Raw genomic sequence first — 20568 nt, 5'->3', positions numbered from 1 at the left:
AAACAATATAATCATGAAAAAAGTATGGAGTATGTTCATGTTATTGGCTGTATGCCTGGTAGCATGTACCAACATTGACGATTTGGAAGATGATGTAGACGCACTGAAAAAGCGCGTTACCGCACTCGAGACACAAGTACGTGATATAAATAGTAACACAGAAGCTCTTCGCGAACTTTATAATGAAGGAACATTTATTACTAATATAGAGGAAAAGTCTGATTCCTACACACTCACTTTGAGCAATGGAAAAACAGTAAATCTATATATGAAAAACGATAATAACCTGTTATGCCCTATTATCGGTATCGATTCAGAAGGCTACTGGACTGTTCTTTACAACAAAAATGAAACTCCGGAGCGTCTGACTGTAAACGGACAACCTGTGAAAGCTAATGGAGAGAGTGGCAAGACTCCTACATTTAATGTAGATAGTGAAGGCTACTGGCAGGTTAGCTATGATGAAGGAAAAAACTATGAATATATATACAAAGAAGGAACTACTGACAAAGTCAGCGCAACTGGTGACGGTTCCGCTCCGGCAGAAGACAAAAACTTCAAGAGTGTAACAGTAGAAAACAACGAACTGGTCTTAGTACTTGCAGGTGAGGATGCTCCAACCATACGTATCCCTATCATCAGCGACTTTGAATGTAGTTTTGCGGCTGAAGATTTAGAACAAATACAAGAGTTTTCTGCAGGTGAAACGAAAGAATTTACCATGACCATGAGAGGAGTAAAAAATACAATGATTACTGCTCCAGAAGGATGGAGTGCTAAATTCTCTAAGGAAGCTGGAAAAGAAAATGTATTGATTGTTACTGCCCCTGCATCAAGCGCAAAGATGATGACTCGTGCAACAGCTGATAACAGTACTGATATTGCGATATTGGCAACAAGTGGAAAGTATGCTATGATTGCAAAGATTCAGGTTAGTATTAAGAATCGTACGGATTATAAAGCCGATTTTGATCATGGTAAAGACATTACTATCGGCGGCATCACCATCAACAACCAAATTTATTCAGATGCTGACATACAAATATTGGATGCAACAGATGCCGATGTGGCACTTGACACTTACTTTAGTGCTACAATGAGTAAACCTGTTATACTGTTCCTCACAGGTACAGCACACAATTTTACCACAACCGGAGTAAAATCAATCAGCAATGATGTTATTATCATCGGTCGATATGATGACGAGCAAGTAACACTTCGTCCTATTAATTGCTGGAAATCATGCAAAGGAAAGCTACTTTTTAAGAATATAAAAATAGATTTAAGTGATCTCAATGGAGGTAGCAATGCTGGTTATTTTATAAATAATGCAGGCGTTATCAGCAAGGGAGACTTTACTGACATCTGCATTGACAACTGTCTGATTGCGAATGTCTTGAAACCAATTTATTACGATGCAGCACAAAAGACTTACTTTGGTATAGACAACATCTCTGTTCAAGACACTCGTATTGAAGTTAATGCTATCAAAATTGCCTTGATAAATATATATAAAGGCTTCAATTTAGGAGATTATAAAACTTTCAACTTCAAGAACAATATAGTGTATAGCCAGACACCTCAAGAAGGCGTGCAAATATTAAACTGGGCTACTGGTAATATACCTTTATCAGATGGTGTACTTTCTGCCGAAATTATAAATAATACTTTTGTCAACATGATAGGTAGCAATATATTCTTCAGATATCAAAAAGGAACATCATTGACTATAAGCAAGAATATCTTTGACGTAAGTCCGGAAGCAGAATTCGGTTCCTACTATTATTCTTTCTTAGAAAGTTGCACACCTCAAATAGATGTAACCGACAATATCGTATATGGCTTAACCAAAAATTGGAATTATTATCATACAAGTTCTTTAGTTAAAGAACCAACAAGCGGTAATAACATAACCAAGCACGCAACAGCTCCTATTACTCAATATGATTATGTAAATGGTATATTTACATTAGCTAGCGATGTAGCTGGTTATGGAGCAACAATTGAATAAAACTCTTTTACCAGTTTAATAATAAAAGCCGCATAACGAAAGTTATGCGGCTTTTATTTATCTAAATGTCATATCATCAATCAAGAAATCAGAAACAGGAGAAGCTACTACATCCGAAAAATACGAGTCTGGTTCAAAAAGAAAGTCCCTGCATCTGATGCATGACAGCACGACGACTCAGATCTGAAGCTCCTTTATTAATATTCAATACTTTACAAAAACATCTGCCAAGTTGAACAAACGATGGCTGGCTTAGCTAAAGCCACATCTTTTCCCCCACCACCTTGCGGAAAAACTTTTTTAATCTATCTTTGCACCCAAAACAACGCTACATGAAATACAAACTTATCGTGCTCGACCTTGACGGCACACTCACCAATTCTAAAAAAGAAATCACTCCCCGCAACAGGGAAACTCTAATACGTATACAAGAGCAAGGAATACGACTCGTATTAGCTTCCGGACGACCTACTTATGGTATTGTACCATTAGCCAACGAATTACGGATGAATGAATTCGGAGGTTTCATCCTCTCCTATAACGGAGGTGAAATTATCAATTGGGAAACAAAAGAGATGGTATATGAAAATGTGTTACCTAATGAAGTTGTTCCGATGCTCTATGAATGTGCCCGTACCCACCAACTAAGTATATTAACCTATGACGGAGCAGATATAATAACAGAAAACTCTCAAGACCCATACGTACAGAAAGAGGCCTTTCTCAATAAAATGGCAGTACGGGAAACAAACGACTTCCTCACAGAGATCACGCTTCCTGTAGCCAAATGCCTCATCGTGGGAGACGCAGATAAACTCATTCCGCTTGAAGCAGAACTTAGTCTCCGGCTACAAGGACATATTAACGTTTTCCGTTCAGAACCCTATTTCCTCGAATTAGTTCCGCAAGGAATTGACAAAGCTCTTTCTCTTGCTGTCTTATTGAAAGAAATAGGAGTAGCACGAGAAGAAGTCATAGCAATGGGAGATGGCTATAATGACTTATCCATGATTAAGTTTGCAGGACTGGGAATTGCTATGGGAAATGCACAAGAACCTGTAAAAAAAGCAGCAAATTACATCACTCTAAGCAACGAAGAAGACGGTGTAGCAGAAGCTATTGATAAGTTTTGCAGTCAACAATAACCAAACATTTACTTTCATGCCGACAAAATTTTAGTTTCTCGGTGAGAAACCTTTGGTTTCCCGTAATGAAACCATTGGTTCCCCGGTGTGAAACTTTTAGTTTCATACCGGGAAACTAATAATATTACCAGTAAAACAGCTCAAGAGCTAAAATCAACTCATCAAAGATAGAGCGCATATTCAGATTTTATACTAACTTTGCAGTTCCAATAAAACAAATATAAAATGTTATGGAACATCAACTTACCATTTACAACACCTTAGATAGAAAGAAAGAGTTGTTCGTACCGCTTCATGCACCTCATGTAGGCATGTATGTGTGCGGACCGACTGTTTACGGAGATGCCCATTTAGGACACGCCCGCCCGTCTATAACCTTCGATGTGTTATTCCGCTATCTCACCCACCTAGGATATAAAGTACGCTACGTACGAAATATTACCGATGTAGGTCATCTGGAACATGATGCCGATGACGGAGAAGACAAGATTGCCAAGAAAGCACGTCTGGAAGAGTTGGAACCAATGGAGGTTGTTCAATATTTCCTGAACCGCTATCATAAAGCAATGGAAGCACTGAATGTACTTTCTCCGAGCATCGAACCACATGCTTCAGGACATATCATTGAACAAATCCAACTGGTACAGAAGATTTTGGATGCCGGATACGCCTATGAAAGCGAAGGCTCCGTTTATTTCGATGTAGCCAAATACAACAAAGATCACCATTACGGAAAACTTTCCGGACGTAATTTGGACGACGTATTGAATACCACCCGTGACCTCGACGGACAAAGCGAAAAACGCAATCCCGCCGACTTCGCCCTTTGGAAAAAGGCACAACCTGAACATATCATGCGCTGGCCGTCTCCATGGAGCGACGGTTTCCCCGGATGGCACGCCGAATGTACCGCTATGGGACGCAAATACCTAGGCGAACACTTCGATATTCACGGAGGAGGAATGGACTTGATTTTCCCTCACCACGAATGTGAAATCGCACAATCGGTAGCCTCACAAGGTGATGACATGGTTCACTACTGGATGCACAACAACATGATTACCATCAACGGAACCAAGATGGGTAAATCACTCGGCAACTTCATCACTTTGGACGAATTCTTCAACGGTACTCATAAGCTGCTGGCACAAGCCTACACACCAATGACAATCCGTTTCTTCATCCTGCAAGCTCATTACCGCAGCACGGTAGACTTTAGCAATGAAGCACTGCAAGCATCCGAAAAAGGGCTGCAACGTCTGATGGAAGCCATTGACGCATTGGATAAGATTACTCCCGCACCGGCAACTTCAGAGGGAATCAACGTGAAAGAACTGCGCGCTAAGTGCTATGAAGCAATGAATGACGACTTGAATACACCGATTGTCATCGCACAGCTTTTCGAAGGTGCCCGCATTATTAACAATATCATTGCCGGCAATGCCACCATATCCGCCGAAGACCTGAAAGAGTTGAAAGAAACATTCCATCTGTTCAGCTTCGACATCATGGGATTGAAAGAAGAAAAAGGTTCTTCTGATGGCCGTGAAGCAGCCTACGGTAAGGTAGTAGATATGCTACTGGAACAACGTATGAAAGCGAAAGCCAACAAAGACTGGGCTACTTCCGATGAAATCCGCAACACACTGACAGCACTCGGATTTGAAATCAAAGATACTAAAGACGGTTTCGAATGGAGGCTGAATAAGTAATAAGAAAAGAAAGTGCTCAACGCACCGTGCAAATACAAAGAAGACCGGCTCACCACGAACCGGTCTTCTCTTTTTTCATAGAAACATGATAACTAATACCTCTCTTTAAATTCTTGTTTTCTCTTATCTTATTCACTAATTATTTATTTTCCATGAGCATTTCAACCGGCTGTCCATGCTGACAGGTTACCGTCAGTACGGTCTGGTCTCCCTGCTGTTCCAACCGGACATTTTCCATCGGGCTTGTCAATCTCCAATGTCCTTTAAGCCGTATCTCCTTAGTAATAGGACGACTGGGCTCTTTCGTTGTATACGTCTTCTCTTCTATATTCAGATTCGGATCACAGACGCTTAAACGGATACCCTTATCAGATTCCTTTGCATACATCACCATTGTTTCCGCAGGAATAGCCACGAACACTTTATCAGCGGCAGGCTGATAAGCTTCAAAAGCAGCATACGCCGTGATACCTGTCTTTTTATCATAAACAACGTGAGCAGTCTGATCGCGTTGCAACACCTCGTATGCAGGAGTTTTGCGCAGTTCGTCGAGATCGGAAGCAGAAGGCTGTATCAATACCATATATTCATAAGTCCCCTCTTTCGGCGCCTTGCCATGTTCTATCCAGGCAGAAGAAAATTTTCCTTTGGTTATTTCACGCGTCTTTTCATGCCGTGATTCCTGTTCTGCCACCTGTGCGCGAACGGTTCCGTCCACTACATGATAATAATTGTCATAACCATCATGAAGCCAATAGTTATCCTCTCCTACTTTGGGCTCCTTACCATTATATTTTGTCTGGAAAAGAGTCGTTTCCGTAGGATAATCCGCATTGGAGTTCGCAATACCTGTTCCCAGGCAAACCATCCGGTTATCAAAACAGAAAACGGATTTACGGGCCACAAAGTCTGGTGTGAAGTTCTCATAATCCCGTTCTGCCAATTTCATAGCGAACATTCCATTTTTACCATCTAAAGAACTGCTTCCGGAGAAATTCTCTTTGGAGCGTGCCATAGTCGTTCCTTTCAATGGGCTATCAAGCAAGTTGAAAGGCAAATGAATGGTAGTTGTGCCCGGCAAACGGTTCCAGTCCCATCCCTCCTGCACAAAACCGCTTCCGGCACGTGACACGGGATTTCCTTTCCCCATAATCTGCACGGAGCCATAACTCTGATAACGTCCGTAACGGTTATCTTTCGTATAAATTTCAGAGCCCCATACGTCAGTGGTATACCCTTTCAATGTCACCATCCAGTCCGCACGACGGAAAATGCCTGCCGAACCATAGTTGTAAACGAAGAATCCCTGTGGAGCCTGTGCCGGTTGAATACCTTCCTTCTTGAAGAAACGCGCATTCGGAGTATCACTATTGCGTATCAGACGTAAATAGTCAGCAGCCAGACCACGATCAAACGTATTTCCCTGACCGGATAAATCACCGGATAAAGCTATATTGGCAAATGCTTCGATATCATCGCTTCCCATCTTCCCTCCAAAAGGATGACGGCCACTGATTCCGATGCCCCATTCATAGAAATTGCAATAATTGCGCATAGCAATAAAGGCTGATTTCATGTGTTTGCGCGCATCTTCGGTCAGTTCAAAACTTGTACCATTGGTAAATGCAATATATTCTCCTACAGTCGCAAGTACTCCAGTGGTATATCCCGGATAGAAACCGCCATGATGGAAAGTCGTACCGTCTACCTTTATACCACCGATCGTTCCCGGAGTATAACGCAAAGAAGAAGATAGCCAACGTGACAAGCCGCTCAAAGCTTGCGCCTGTTCCCTTGCATCGGGAAACATCATAGCGGAAATAAATTTCGCCATCAATAACGTATGCCAGGAATCCAACAATTCATCACGTGTTGGAGAACATGGCTGACGAGTTTCTTGCAGAGCCGCCCAAAAACGCAATGTGGAGAGATAAGCATCCCGATGAGGATGTTTATAGATAGCATCACGCATCAGCCAGGCAGTTGTATATATCTTACGTACCTGATAACCATAATGATGATTGGTACCCATACCGCTACCGTATGCAAATCCCTGATCGATAGCATAGTCGAATACGGTAAAGTAGTTTTTCTTTGATGTTTCGTTCTGGTTATAATAAGCATCATAGGCAAAGCCGGAAAGCATCGTTTCAATATCGTTCCATGACATTTCTCCTTTCTTCTTGTCCTGTTCATCAGGAGCAACAATAGGAGTTCCTATAAATCCCGTCCCAGCGATGGATGGACTGATAGCCGCTTTCTCAAATGTTTTATAGGCAGCATTAATCGGTCCTTGCGGAGCCTTTTTCACTTCCAGAAAGTCAGTCAAACGTTGTTCGATAGTCTTCAGCTCCTTCTTTTGTTCGCTTGTCAATTTAGAAGGCAGAGGAATATCATACGACTGTTGTTCCCATTTCCACACGAGACACCAATGCCACAGGTCACGATTAGACAGCCCATTATTGGTAGGCAACTGTTGGTCGGGAGTGGTACGAAGATTCATTTTCTTTTCCGGAAAAATCAGACGGTCAAGAAAGATACGTCCCTTCCGTTGCGGGGCAACCAGCCGATAGGCTACGATCTTCTTATCTTTCTTGTCGCCCTGCATATACTCAAAAGAGATCCAGCAAGCCCGCCAGCCTGCTGCCTGCAAACGATAAGAGAACCAGTAAGAGACTTCTCCCTCCTTATTCAGAAACTCAAAACGAATAGAATCCTGCTGCGGTTTCTCATTATAAATCCACAAGGTAATGCCGAACTGCTTCTCGTTTCTCGTATTCAACGATAAAGGAGCAATTTGAACATCCAGCGTAGAACCGGGCTGAAAGTCCCATTCCAGACTACTTTCACCCTCCTTGTAAAAAAGAGAAGAGATTTTCACTTCTCCCTTTCCGGAAACTGTAAATGCTTCGGGCACTTCTTCTTCAAATCCGATGAGTTGAGCGAAAGCTGAAGGAATGATTCCCAAAAGGAATAATACTATAAAACAACTGTTTTTCATTACTATTTTCAATTTAAACGCGGATGCGGATTAACACCTATTATTGTCGCAGAGATTTACTCCTAAAATTGGCACTTATTTGAGTTAATCAGCGTTTTATAAATTACTAATCGCTAATAAGGAATCCGATCCGACAGAATCTTTTCCGTATACCAAGGATCATTAATTTCCTTCAACATAGCTCCCATTTCACCGCAAAGTTGTGCCACAATCTCCTTATTTTCTTCCAAAGGCAGGTTATGCAGTTGATATGGATCTTTTACATCATCGAATAAGAGGCTTTTCTTCAATTGCTTCGTATCACGGTCGATATATAACGCCAATGTATATTGAGCCGTCTTGATACCTCTTGAAGAAGGGAAGTAAGTCTGCACCAATCCATTTTCATCTTTATCACCATCTACATTCTGAATATACAGTGCACCTGTAGGACGAACAATTTCAGCCTTTTCATCGAAGAAAAGAGGAGCGAAATTACGTCCCTGCACTTCCGCCGGAATAGAATCACCCAGTCCGCACAAGCCAAGCACCGTAGGCATAATATCAGGAGCGGAGAGCAATAAATCATCTACCCTCGGCTGAATCTTACCGGGAAAACGAACCAGGAACGGAATATTCATGGATTCAGAATAAGGGGAATTCTTCGGATCATCAGTGCGCTGGCTACACATCGTCTCACCATGATCGGAAGCAAAGATTACGACTGTATTCTTATCCAATCCCAATTCTTTCAATGTCGTCAAAATCTGTCCGAAAGCACGGTCTACTCCGGTAACGGAAGCGAAATAATAACGTGCAGACTCCGCTTTCTTCATCTTCAAATCGACATTCGGACGAATCAACAGACTATCCAGAGGCTGATCTTTATAAAGATTAAAATCCTGCTCTTCACAGTCATTCAAGGAGCGATACGGGCTGTGAGGAGGATTCATGCCCACCATTATGAAGAAAGGTTTCTTGGTATCACGTACGTTACCGTCATTTTTCAGATAAGAAATGACTTTGCCTGATTCGTGTAAAGGTGACCATTCCTTCGGATCGTGTCTCTTACCATCCGTATCCCAATAATGCGGGTTCTTGTGTTCGTCAAATGTTCCGTAAGAATACCAGTAGTTAAAGCCGTGCCGGCGTTCTTTCGGTGTATAGGCATCCCATGCCGGACGTTTTTCTTCCACATACTGTCCCGGATGTTCGGGATCGTTCGGAGTCGGGAAGTCAGCGTGAAGTTTACCAAAATAAGCACAGTCATAACCTGCTTTGCTGAACACATCGCCGATACATTCCGCATCCTCGCGTAAGGAACTGATCGGACGTGTAGAATTGCAATTCAATGGTACACCGCTTTTGTTCGGATACATACCGGTCAGTAACATTCCACGATGAGGGCTGCTCAACGGACAGTTACTCTGTGCAGACGACAAGACCATAGATTCACGTGCAAAGGCATCCAGATTAGGAGTATGCACGGGGTCTCCTTCAAAGTTTACTTTATCCCGGAATCCGTCCTGCCTCCAGAAGCCCATCGCCTGGTTACGGTATTGATCGGGAAATACATAGATTATATTAGGATGCTCCGCTTGTTGGGACGCTTGCTTCGGAGCCTTGCAACCTTGTGCGGCAAACAGCGTCAAGCCTCCTACAAGAAGGTTTATAGGTTTATTCATGATAGTTTATGATAAATAATTAAAACAGGTAAATGACAAACGGTCAATAGAAAGTTATAGATAATAAGTAGCGAATGATAAACGGTAAACATGTTCCGTCAGAATCCGCTAAGCATTCACCGTTCACTGTTTACCGTTCATTGTCTATTTCTTATTTCTTTTCCAAATCTCTTTTACGCATCAGTCCTTCCAAGAAATAATAGTCAGCATAGTTCAGAGGAACGTCAATTTCCTGACCGTGAGGAATACTGCCAACCGAATGCATCAGGATAAAGTTTCCATTTGTTCCAACTTCTGCGCGATAAGCAGGTGAGCCCAAACTTTCCATTATCTTATCAGCCGTTTCTTTGTAGTGGTTGCCCGGCAGATAGCCATCCAGTTCGTAAAGGGCAGAGGCTGTACAAGCTGCTGCAGAAGCATCACGCGGTTCGTTCGGAATATTCGGAGCATCATAATCCCAGTATGGTACGAGGTCTTCCGGCAGGTTCTTATTATTAAAGATGAAGTTATAGACTTTTTGTGCCTGGTCGAGATATTTCTTGTCTTTCGTGTAACGATAGCAAGTAGTGTATCCGTAGAGTGCCCAAGCTTGTCCACGGGCCCAAGAAGATTCATCCGCATATCCCTGTGCAGTTTGTCTCTTACGCACTTCTCCTGTCTCCGGATCGTAATCTACCACATGGTAGCAGCTGTTGTCCGGACGGAAGTGGTGAGCCATTGTTGTATCAGCATGTTTCACTGCAATATTGTAGAAAGTAGAATCTCCGGAAAGAGCTGTTGCTTCAAATAAGAGTTCGAGATTCATCATATTATCAATAATCACCGGACATTTCCATCCCCGTGTTCCCTGCCAACCTTTATCGGCATCCCATGACTGGATAACGCCTGCATTCGGACGAAAACGAGTGGACAATGATTTGGCAGCTTCTATAATGACGTCTTTGTACTCTTTCTTATCTGCCATGCGATAGCCGTTCAGATAACTGCAACCAATCATGAAACCTACATCATGATGCCATTTCAGATATTTCACAGAATCAAGAGCTTCTGTGTATTTCTCAGCCAGCGGCAACCATTTCTTATCACCCGTCAGGTTATAAGTCAACCATATACTACCGGGAAAGAATCCGGAGCACCAGTCTTCCATCGGTATGTAAGAGATACTCCCATCTTCGTTGATTGTTCTCGGATTCAAGATTTTACCGGACTTCTCGATAATGTCCGTCTGGATTGTGTTCTGTGCCACAGCGTTGTCGATGTTGTCCTGAATAAAGTCTACTTCAACCTTTTTTTGTCCACCGCAACTCGTAAAGATCAATAGGGAAAGTCCTAATGCGCTAAGAATTGTTTTCATAATACAAGGATTATTTGTTAAGTGATTAATTTTCCTGATGGCAAAAGTAGTGCATTTAAATAGAATTGACCGACCTAAATAATCCAAATGAAGGACAATTTTGGTACATTTCACTGAAAAATGAAGGAATGGATAGAATTATATATTCAAAAAAACAGAGTCCAGATACAAAGAAAGTATCTGAATTCTGTTTTCTCAATTATATAATATTGCAAACTATATCTATAATTCGAATGGCTACAGATGAGTTGCCTTGTTCAGCCAAATGGCTAATCCGGCTTCTTACTTTAAACTTTCACAAATTTCCGTATTTACCCTCTTCAAATTCTGTTCATCCAGTTTTATTACTTTGCGGTCGTATGTCATCAATCCGTTCACTTCGATCTCAACATCTGTAGTCTGTGTATAAACAGCAGCCGAGAATCCACGTGCAATCATATCCTTCAGCATATTAGCATACTTCAGATACTCATCAGTAGCTTCTTTGGAAGTACTAAACTGAACATACCCCCAATTACGATTCGGCTCCCAAAGATGCTCCTTCAGCACTAAACCAATTCCTCCATACTCTCCGAGTACAGTTGCACGCTGTGCGTCATATAAATACATCTCCGGACCGGGATAATTATGCAAATCGAGCATATCACCACAGGTATAATGATTACCTCCACTGGCAGGATTCACTAAACGGGAAGGATCATATTGCTTTGTCCATTCTGCTATTTCAGGGGTTTTAAACTGCCCCCAAGCCTCATTGAAAGGTACCCATGTGCCAATACAAGGATAAGAGTAAAGGCAGTCGATAATTTCTTTCCATTCTTTACGATAAATAGCCTCTGATTCAGCAGACCGTTTAAATTCTGTTCCCTCAAAATACTTCCGATTCTGCCACTCGGGATTCTTATCGCCACTCGGCATGTCCTGCCACACAATAACCCCTAAACGATCACAATACGTATACCAACGGGCAGGCTCTACTTTTATATGTTTGCGAATCATATTATATCCAAAATCTTTTGTCTTTTGAATATCATATACTAAAGCCTCATCCGAAGGTGCCGTATACAAGCCATCCGGCCACCAGCCCTGATCTAAAAGACCAAACTGAAACAAGTCCTTATTATTCAATTGTAGACGCACAATTCCATTTTTATCGCGTTTCGTTGAATATTTACGCATGGCAGTATAGCTCTTAACCTTATCGATCAACTTATTTTCTGAATATAGACAAATTTCCATATCATATAAAAACGGAGAATCCGGCGACCACCACTTTACATCAGACGGCATAGCAATTTCAACCGGAATACCATTTACGGAACTTCCTACAGCCACCAGCTGCTTTCCTTCTAATACCTTCACCTCCAATTTATCTGAAAGCATCTGATGATCTGTCATAACCTCTACTGTCAACTTATTCCTGTCAATATCAGGAGTCGTCTTGACATTGACAATCGACCGGATTGGCACAGGTTCCAGCCAAACTGTTTGCCAAATACCACTAACTGGAGTATACCAAATACTTCCCGGCTTACCAACCTGCTTTCCTCTGGGTTGAGGACCTTTATCAGTCGGGTCCCACACTTTCACGATCAATTCATTTTCCCCATTCAGCAAGGCAGGCGTGATATCAAAAGAAAAAGGAGTAAATCCTCCTGTATGTTGTCCCACCTTTACCTTATTTACCCAAACATCCGCTTTCCAGTCAACAGCCCCAAAATGCAATAAGATCCTATGTCCTTTCCATTTGGAGGGAACCGAGAATTGACGCTGATACCAAAGTTCATTCTTCTCCCCAAGACTTTTCCCCACTCCGGACAAGCTTGATTCTACAGCAAAAGGAACTAAAATCCGACCATCATAACTTTGTGGCATAGCTTGACCTACCGGAGAAATAGCATAATTCCACAATCCGTTCAGATTTATCCAGTCAGCACGTTCCATAATTGGGCGGGGATATTCGGGCAACACGTTTTCAACATCTATTTTCGCCGCCCATTCCGTCATAATTCGACCGCCAACCGGTTTCCACTGTGCAAATAGATAAACACTATTAATAAGTATCACTAAAGAACATACAATTTTTCTCATCTACATTATTTCTATTAAGAGTATTTTTACTAGGTCAAGTTATTCCAATATAATATCAAACTGATCGTAAGGTGCCGTACGATGTGCCAGATGCCTGGTCAATTTTGAAATCCCAAACAAGGGAGAATAAGTACGTACTTTGATCGTTTTACCATCCGGCATAAATTCCAGAATGCGAAGCCAACCATCCCCTCCGTTCCCTTCCGGACCGCCTCCTACATATTGTACATTAAACGTCATTTGTGATACATCTTTCCCGGCACTGTTCTTATCCACCCGATAAGCCACATTATTCTCATATTCACCGGTGCCTCTTCCCACATGTCCGCAAAGTACGAGACGGATATTGGAAGAAGGATAAATAAGTTTCTCCCAAATAGCCTGCCCCGAGTTTTGTGGAGAAATCTTATACCCATCTTTCGTAACGCGCTTATTACCTATATCAAGATAAGAATGAGTGATAAAAATCACCTTATGATTCTTGTATTCCGGCTTGTTTACCAAATTTTTCGCCCATTGCAGCACTTCATCACGAGGCACAAACTCTACTGCTATAACCAAAATCTTTCCCCATCCCGGCTCATCAAACTCAAAAGCCGAATTCTCTAAAGACGCCCTGCCTTCACGATTAGGAAATTCACTGACACAGATATTCCGCCAGGTAGAATTACGTTCAAAAGGAATATAATCGGGAAAATAAGTACGACCGTTTTCTGCGGCTTTGTATCCATAATCATGATTGCCTGCGGCAATAATATAAGGTACTTTGTTATCCAGTCTTTTCAAAGCCTGCGATGCTGCCTCCCACATTTCACGACTGGTCTGGTTCAGCATCTTACGGTTTAATACATTATTATCATTCTGCTCCACCAAATCGCCTGTACAAAGGACAGCTTTAATTTTAAGCGACTCTATATTGTCCGCAATCCATGCGGTACAAAGATCAAAAAGCGGCTGGTTAATATCATACTTGGTATATCCCTGTGGATCACCGAGCAAAATCATAGAAAAGGATTCCGGATTGACCAATTTCTGGGGATCAGCCCGATGCTGCGCCGGGAGACAAGTAGCAGAAGCACACAATATCCCGGCCAATAAATAGTTGAATAGTTTCATAAGTTACTCTTTTTCTTCTTCGTTTTTAAATACAGGTGCACGAGATACGGATGCCGGTGTGCCATTAGTAATATAAGGCCAGCCATCACTGCTCCATTGTATGCGGTCACACATCAATTGACGACCATTATCTATTTTCGCTTTCTGCCAAGCATGATAGAAGAACCAGTCGTTACCCTCGTCATCCGTGATAATTTCGGAATTGTGTCCGGTTCCGGCAAACAGGTTATTACCCTGTAGAATTACTTCATTATAACTACTATTTTCTTTCATCACAGTACCGTTTTTACCCACATAAGGACCTTCGATATTTTTAGAACGCCCCACACTACACGGTACGTACTTCTTTCCTCTTCACAACAACTACCCGTAGAGCCAAATAGATAATAATAATTCCCGCGTTTATGAACCATGATGCCTTCTATTGAAGGACCCGCTATCTTTTCGGAAACAGCCCCTTTAATGGATAGACCGTCAGCACTTAACTCTACATAACGGATACCTCCTTCATAGCCTTTAGAAGTACTATTATAACTTCCCCAGAAAAGATACTTCTTACCATTATCTTCAAAATAACAAGGGTCGATGCACTGCATAGTACCAGAATTGTAGTCAAGAAGTTTTCCGTGATCCGTAAAAGGCCCTACAGGAGAGTCGCTGACCGCCACCCCGATACAACTATTCTTAGGCAAGTCCCAGTGCCCGAGAGTATAATAGAGCACATATTTGCCATTGATATAGTTAATGTCCGGAGCCCATAAGCGAGTGTCCGGCTGCCAGTTCGGTTTTTGCAGAAAGGCTGCCCCAGCATAAGTCCACTGTGTCATATTAGTAGATTTGTAAATCGGAATATAGATATTATCCTGTTGGGTAACATACAAATAAAAGTTCCCGTCTGCCGCATGAATTATTGTCGGATCAGGCAACTGTTTGCCGACTATAGGATTGGAGAATGAAACAGGGTTAGGTGTACTCCCCCCACCCCCATTTCCATTACCGTTACCCGGCCCATCCGGTTGTTCGTCAGAGCCACCGGAACATGCCATGATACACAATGCTGTTGCAATTAAAAAAGATAATTTTTTCATATATACTTTATTAGTTAAAACTAAGATTAATTTATCCAACCTTCATTCTGTTCCAAATTCGAGTTCATTTCCATTTCTTTAGCAGGAATAGGCCAGCTCCAGCACTGATCTCCCAACCAGTACCAGGTATAAGTCGTTTCACCCCACATCTGCATCAGACCGTTACGATTATTATCAAACTTCTTATCTTTCCACGTTCCCCAACGCAATTCATGGAAATACATGGAATCTTCGCCACCGATTTCCCAGTAATACTCATTCCGGATACGTTCACGCAAATCACTCTGCCCGTTAACTTTCGTAGCAGGATAAGTTGCATTATTCAATTCGACATGCCCTGCACGACGTCTTACTTCATTAACACATCTGATTGCTTCGCTTTCATGGGTACTTCCCCATTCATTTAGCGCTTCTGCTTTCAGGAGCAATACTTCCGCATAGCGTATTAATGGAATATCCAATCCATAAGTATCACGTTCTGTCTGTTCCAGACCTTCAGGTACAAACTTTCTCCATAGATAGTAAAACTTATCGTTTGTATCAGTACGGATATCAAAAGGCTCTGCACTGTCCGAGCCACGATAAGGCCAACGCAATGTATAAGTATGAGCTATTCCAGAAGAAGCACCATTGTATTGTGCGTAAGGGGTAATGACAGCCATTTGCAGACGTGGATCACGGCTCTCGTAAGCTTTTTTGATACGTGCTTCATTGCCACTATCCAGATATTTGCTCATATCGGCCCCATAGGCAGCCATACGTTCCTTTTCCGCCGCAGACAGTCCATCGCGTAGAAAAAACACCACACGTTCTTTTTCTTTCATCGCACTATAGCCCGGCAAGTAGTTATCCCAATTAAACTTTTCTCCGGTCGCCGTCTCAAAAGATTCTACAAAATGCGGATTAGGCAAATAGTTATTCCACATAGAACCTGCTGTACAACGGTTGCCGTAAGTGATGTTCCTTGTATTGGAGTAGCCATATTGCTTGATGCATTGCACAGAGAATATCATTTCTTCACATTGTTCATTTGCTATTTTCAACAACTGCTTATAACTGGTAGCACCGGCCTTAGTATATAACCCGAAGCCACAGTCAGCCACAGAATTAAAATCATCAACCGCCGCCTCCCAATTCTTCTGCCACATATATACTTGTCCGCGTAATGCATAAGCAGCTCCTTTGGTTACCCGTCCATAGTTAGAGTCACCCGAATTATATTTACCCGGTAGATTGGGTTCATTCACACAATCTGTCAGATCCTGGAGTATAGCCGCCCAAACATCCGCTTCTGAAGAACGGGCTTTGTTACCGTTTTCAGGACTCGTGATTGCATTCATATATAACGGCACTCCTTTATACAAGATATTCAAGCGCATATAAGCAAATGCACGCAAGAATTTACATTCGGCGATAGCCCGTTGCTTCTCTCCGGTCGACATATCAGGAACCTGACCAATATTATCTATCACATCATTAGCACGATAGATAAAAGTATAAAAACGTTTATAAATATCACTGAACAGGCCACTTGAGGGAGTAGCTGCTCCTGTACAATTAGGCATTCGCTTAATCCAGTTCTTGTCTGTATCCATCACAGAAGAATAAGCATCCCATGGAATCCGGTGCGAATCCAAAATGCCGGAGTTAGGACAATATTGATCCAGAAAGACATTATATACGCCGATAACAGCCTGTTCGGCCAAAGTTGCTTTCGTCCAGATACTACTACCGCTTATGTTATTGGTAGGAGTAGTATCTAAAAAGTCCGCACCGCATCCAGCCATAGAGAAAGACAGCAAGGCAATAGATGCACATCTTACTAATTTCCGAAATATTTTTATTTTGTTTTTCATCATAAAATCGTTTTAGAGTAAGTTTAGAAAGTGATATTTACACCGAATGCATATTGTCTCATAGTAGAATATCCCACTGCGGTACGCATTTCCGGGTCCATTCCTTCATACCCGGTAATGGTAAATAAATTTTCACCGGAAGCAAAGAAACGGATATTCTGTGCATATACTTTTTTCGACAGGACAGCAGGCAATGTATATCCGATAGTCAGGTTCTTCAGTTTAATATAATCCCCTTTTTGCAAATGTACTGATGACTGTGTCATACCACTTTGGTCGTTACCGGAGTTATTTGTCAAACGAGGATTCTTTGAACTCAAGTTCGTGCGCGGATCATTGGGATTTTTGGGATCAAAGAAATAGTGATCGTTTGCTATTGCTTCCCCGATAGCATATCCTTTGATGGTAGCACTGCTGTTCAATGCCAAACGATAGTAGTAAATCTTGAAACCTGCCGCACCGGACCAGTTCATGGAGAAATCGAAGCCTTTCCAATTAGCGCTTGCCTGCAGACCGAAGTTATACTTGGGCACATTGGAACATCCCTGAAACTCATTATCAGCGTCATTACCATATACACCGTCGCCATTTAAGTCTGCATAGATGTAATCACCATACCAAATGCCACTCTTACTGACGTTCTGACGCGGATAAAACTTATACCCTGCCCCTACCATGGCATTCAGCCATTTCATGTCGTCTACTGTGCGGATCATTCCGTCTCTCGGACCACCGTTGATATTGACTGTTCCATCTGCGTTAAAGCCGTTTCCATTACCTTTATATGGTTGCAACATATAGTATTCATTAATCATTTTACCTTCTATTACACGGGTAGATCCTCCGGTAGAGACATCACCGATATTGGTTTGATAAATACGGTTCCCGTTTTCATCTGTCACCCAGCCACGCTGCAACTCTCCTTTGTATTTACTGACCTTGTTCTGGTTATAGGCAAAGTTACCGGATACACGATATTCTACTTTACCGATACGGTCTTGCCAATTCAGGGTCATTTCAATACCGCGGTTAGTCACTTCCGCAATGTTCTGACGAGGGCCACTGGCTGTCCCGAGAGACATATACATATCAGGGCGATATAAGATTCCATCCGTTACTTTATTATAAAATTCAGCCTCAAACGTCAGACGGTTTCTTAAAGTTGCAAAGTCGATACCAATATTCGTAATGGCAGTACTTTCCCACTCCAACAGGTTGTTGGAAATAGAAGTAATTGCCAAACCATTATTAAGGCTACCTCCAAACGCGTACTTTGCCGAGTTGTATACAGCCTGCCATTCGTAGTTACCAATCGCATTGTTCCCTAACTTACCCCACGAAGCACGTAATTTCAGATTGTCGATAGGAAGTCCTTTCATTAATCTCTCTTCACTGATTCTCCACCCGGCAGAGAAAGATGGAAAAAGCCCCCAGCGATTATCCGGAGCAAAACGGGAGGAACCGTCATAACGCATATTAACCTCGAATAAATAACGGCTGTCGAAAGCATAGTTAATACGACCGAAGTAAGAACGGGATGTAAATTCCTCACCTGTACCACCTATGGAAGAAGGAGTAGTAGCAGAACTTGGATCACCCACAGACGAATCTATTAATCCAAGTTTGGCAGTGTCGGTAGTCCGTTTGACAAAACGTTCTTCTTCAAAGCCCAATAACATACCAATATCATGCTTATAAAAAGTCTGGTTATAATTGAGCAAGTGCGTTAATTTCCAGTGGTTCTCACGGACATACGCCATACGGGTATACAAATCGGCAGGATCTTTGGGGGCAGCTATCCACTGATCTGTACTAAAACTATATTTCCCATAATCCGTATTTACGGACATCGATTCATAACGATAATCCTTATAGTTCAGATTAACATCGTATGAGAAGTGTTTCAGAAACTTCACGTTGGCATAGAAAGTAGTGAAGAACTGCGTGTTCTTGATATGCCCTTCCGATTGCGCCATGTCCCACAGAGGATTGTGAGATTGCGGATCTTCCTCGTTCGCTTCCGGCGCACCATATTTTCCGTCATAATATGGATATACGCCCGGTATCATCTTTTGAGTATTAATATTGGTGAGTGAACCGGTATCGCTTTTCTTCTGGTCAGTGTGATACCCCCATACGCGAGTACCAATACGTAACCACTTAGTAATATCCGAATAAACATTGGCACGCAGAAAATAGCGTTGGTATCCGGTATCCTTGATTAATCCCGGATTGTCAGTATAAGATATAGAAAGATTATATCCGGTACGTCCCTCCTGTCCAGTGACGGAAAGCGAATGTTTCATCATCCAGTCGTTACTATATATCTCATCGTACCAATCTGTATTAGGATAAGCTACATAATTAGGATAGCCGGAAGCCGAAATGCCATTCGGATCTTTTTCCGCCTCACGCCATTGATTGATGGTAATGTCGCTGAAAGGAGCAGATTCTCCTATATTAGTAGCAGCTTCGTTCATCAATTCCATATACTTGGCGTAGTTAGATACCGTTTTTATCAGTTTGGTAGGTTGATTCAGTGAAAAAGTAGCATTGTAGGACACGCTGACCTTTCCTGTTTGTCCGGTTTTGGTAGTAACCAGAATAACCCCATTTGCCCCTCGGTTACCATAAATAGCACACGAGGCCGCATCTTTCAGGATGGAAATAGAAGCAATATCGTTGGGATCTACATTATTCAGACTTTGCTCCATCCCATCCACCAACACGAGTGGTGAAGAACTGTTCAGGGTACCTACTCCCCGAATATTGAAAGAAAAGCCTTCATTATATGGAGTCCCGGAGCTTTGCATCACCTGTAAACCGGCTGTCATACCGCTCAACGCCTGCGAAGCACTGACCAAAGGACGGGAAAGTGATTCCTTTTCCAAATTTACCGTAGCAACCGAACCGGTCAGGTTCACCTTCTTTTGTGTGCCATAACCAACCACTACTACTTCTGAAAGCATTTTCACATTCTCTCCCATTACAATGTTGAATGTCGTCTTGCCAGGCGACAATGAAATTTCCTGCGTGTCAAAACCGATATAAGACACTTGCAATTTCTTAGCGTCCTTCGGTATTTCCAGTTCAAATTTCCCTTCCATATTACTCACCGTGCCAATATTAGTACCGGGAATTGATACCGATACTCCAATTAACAATTCATCATTGACATCACTGACGATACCATTGATACGCCGTTTCTTATCTGATTTCTGAACGACAGGCCGGGTGATGATAATATGATTATCTTTTATTTTATAAATTAATTCCTGCCCTTTCAGAATCTGATCCAGTGCCTTGCTTATTGGTTGATTATCTACCTTCACGGTTACTTTACGGGTCAGGTCCACATCATTTTTCTCATATACTAAGGATACATTTCCTTTGACCTCCAACTCCCGGAACGCTTTGCGCACCGTTACGTCCTGCAAATGTAAGGTCACCTGCTGTGCGTGAACCGACAGTGGAAGAACTGCGGCTAATAGCACGAAGAACATGCATTTGATGATTTTACTCATTGATTT

Annotated in this window: 10 protein-coding genes and 1 pseudogene; 3 read left to right on the top strand and 8 right to left on the bottom strand. The window is 42.2% G+C overall.

Annotation, left to right across the window (positions count from 1 at the left end; genetic code table 11):
* Positions 1-13: 13 nt before the first annotated feature.
* The 3 genes from LPH68_RS01005 to cysS all read left to right on the top strand — a co-directional run bounded on the left by LPH68_RS01005 (position 14) and on the right by cysS (position 4868).
* A complete protein-coding gene (locus LPH68_RS01005; RefSeq protein WP_008023999.1) occupies positions 14-2011 on the top strand; it encodes a PL29 family lyase N-terminal domain-containing protein in 1998 nt (665 codons plus the stop codon).
* Positions 2012-2343: 332 nt separating this feature from the next.
* Positions 2344-3156, top strand: coding sequence for a Cof-type HAD-IIB family hydrolase (locus LPH68_RS01000; RefSeq protein ID WP_004315541.1), 813 nt, complete (start codon positions 2344-2346; stop codon positions 3154-3156).
* 230 nt (positions 3157-3386) lie between these two features.
* Positions 3387-4868 carry a cysteine--tRNA ligase gene (gene cysS, locus LPH68_RS00995; RefSeq protein WP_008023995.1) on the top strand — a complete coding sequence of 494 codons (1482 nt, stop codon included), beginning with the start codon at positions 3387-3389 and terminating at the stop codon, positions 4866-4868.
* Between the two features lie 139 nt (positions 4869-5007).
* Here the strand turns inward: cysS and LPH68_RS00990 are convergent, their stop codons facing one another.
* The 8 genes and pseudogenes from LPH68_RS00990 to LPH68_RS00955 form a co-directional block, all read right to left on the bottom strand.
* On the bottom strand, positions 5008-7869 hold the full coding sequence (locus tag LPH68_RS00990) for a chondroitinase family polysaccharide lyase (protein ID WP_008641767.1): 2862 nt from the start codon (positions 7867-7869) through the stop codon (positions 5008-5010).
* Positions 7870-7982: 113 nt separating this feature from the next.
* Positions 7983-9533 (bottom strand): sulfatase, encoded by a 1551-nt coding sequence (locus LPH68_RS00985; RefSeq protein WP_004298319.1) that lies wholly within the window; start codon positions 9531-9533, stop codon positions 7983-7985.
* Positions 9534-9684: 151 nt separating this feature from the next.
* Positions 9685-10887 carry a glycoside hydrolase family 88 protein gene (locus LPH68_RS00980; protein WP_004308000.1) on the bottom strand — a complete coding sequence of 401 codons (1203 nt, stop codon included), beginning with the start codon at positions 10885-10887 and terminating at the stop codon, positions 9685-9687.
* Positions 10888-11169: 282 nt separating this feature from the next.
* Positions 11170-12978: a glycoside hydrolase family 2 protein gene (locus LPH68_RS00975; protein WP_151923832.1), complete on the bottom strand. Its 1809-nt coding sequence runs from the start codon at positions 12976-12978 to the stop codon at positions 11170-11172.
* Between the two features lie 39 nt (positions 12979-13017).
* Positions 13018-14094 carry a metallophosphoesterase gene (locus LPH68_RS00970; protein WP_008649058.1) on the bottom strand — a complete coding sequence of 359 codons (1077 nt, stop codon included), beginning with the start codon at positions 14092-14094 and terminating at the stop codon, positions 13018-13020.
* A gap of 3 nt (positions 14095-14097) precedes the next feature.
* Positions 14098-15182: pseudogene (locus tag LPH68_RS00965) on the bottom strand (family 43 glycosylhydrolase).
* Positions 15183-15208: 26 nt separating this feature from the next.
* Positions 15209-17041, bottom strand: coding sequence for a RagB/SusD family nutrient uptake outer membrane protein (locus LPH68_RS00960; protein ID WP_369798421.1), 1833 nt, complete (start codon positions 17039-17041; stop codon positions 15209-15211).
* A gap of 20 nt (positions 17042-17061) precedes the next feature.
* Complete coding sequence (locus LPH68_RS00955) at positions 17062-20562, bottom strand: TonB-dependent receptor (protein WP_230296835.1); 3501 nt, start codon at positions 20560-20562, stop codon at positions 17062-17064.
* Positions 20563-20568 lie beyond the last annotated feature (6 nt).

It is taken from the genome of Bacteroides sp. 1_1_30 (genome assembly GCF_020982715.1).
GTDB classification, from domain to species: Bacteria; Bacteroidota; Bacteroidia; order Bacteroidales; family Bacteroidaceae; genus Bacteroides; species Bacteroides xylanisolvens.
The sequence above is the reverse complement of the archived record's forward strand: the minus strand, read 5'-3'. Positions and strand labels throughout refer to the sequence as shown.

Bases quoted from the DNA above. Each gene is read 5' to 3' on its own strand.
- LPH68_RS01000 (WP_004315541.1), top strand. From the start codon at position 2,344: ATGAAATACAAACTTATCGTGCTCGACCTTGACGGCACACTCACCAAT.
- LPH68_RS00975 (WP_151923832.1), bottom strand. From the start codon at position 12,978: ATGAGAAAAATTGTATGTTCTTTAGTGATACTTATTAATAGTGTTTAT.
- LPH68_RS00980 (WP_004308000.1), bottom strand. From the start codon at position 10,887: ATGAAAACAATTCTTAGCGCATTAGGACTTTCCCTATTGATCTTTACG.
- LPH68_RS00990 (WP_008641767.1), bottom strand. From the start codon at position 7,869: ATGAAAAACAGTTGTTTTATAGTATTATTCCTTTTGGGAATCATTCCT.
- LPH68_RS00985 (WP_004298319.1), bottom strand. From the start codon at position 9,533: ATGAATAAACCTATAAACCTTCTTGTAGGAGGCTTGACGCTGTTTGCC.
- LPH68_RS01005 (WP_008023999.1), top strand. From the start codon at position 14: ATGAAAAAAGTATGGAGTATGTTCATGTTATTGGCTGTATGCCTGGTA.
- cysS (WP_008023995.1), top strand. From the start codon at position 3,387: ATGGAACATCAACTTACCATTTACAACACCTTAGATAGAAAGAAAGAG.
- LPH68_RS00970 (WP_008649058.1), bottom strand. From the start codon at position 14,094: ATGAAACTATTCAACTATTTATTGGCCGGGATATTGTGTGCTTCTGCT.
- LPH68_RS00960 (WP_369798421.1), bottom strand. From the start codon at position 17,041: ATGATGAAAAACAAAATAAAAATATTTCGGAAATTAGTAAGATGTGCA.
- LPH68_RS00955 (WP_230296835.1), bottom strand. From the start codon at position 20,562: ATGAGTAAAATCATCAAATGCATGTTCTTCGTGCTATTAGCCGCAGTT.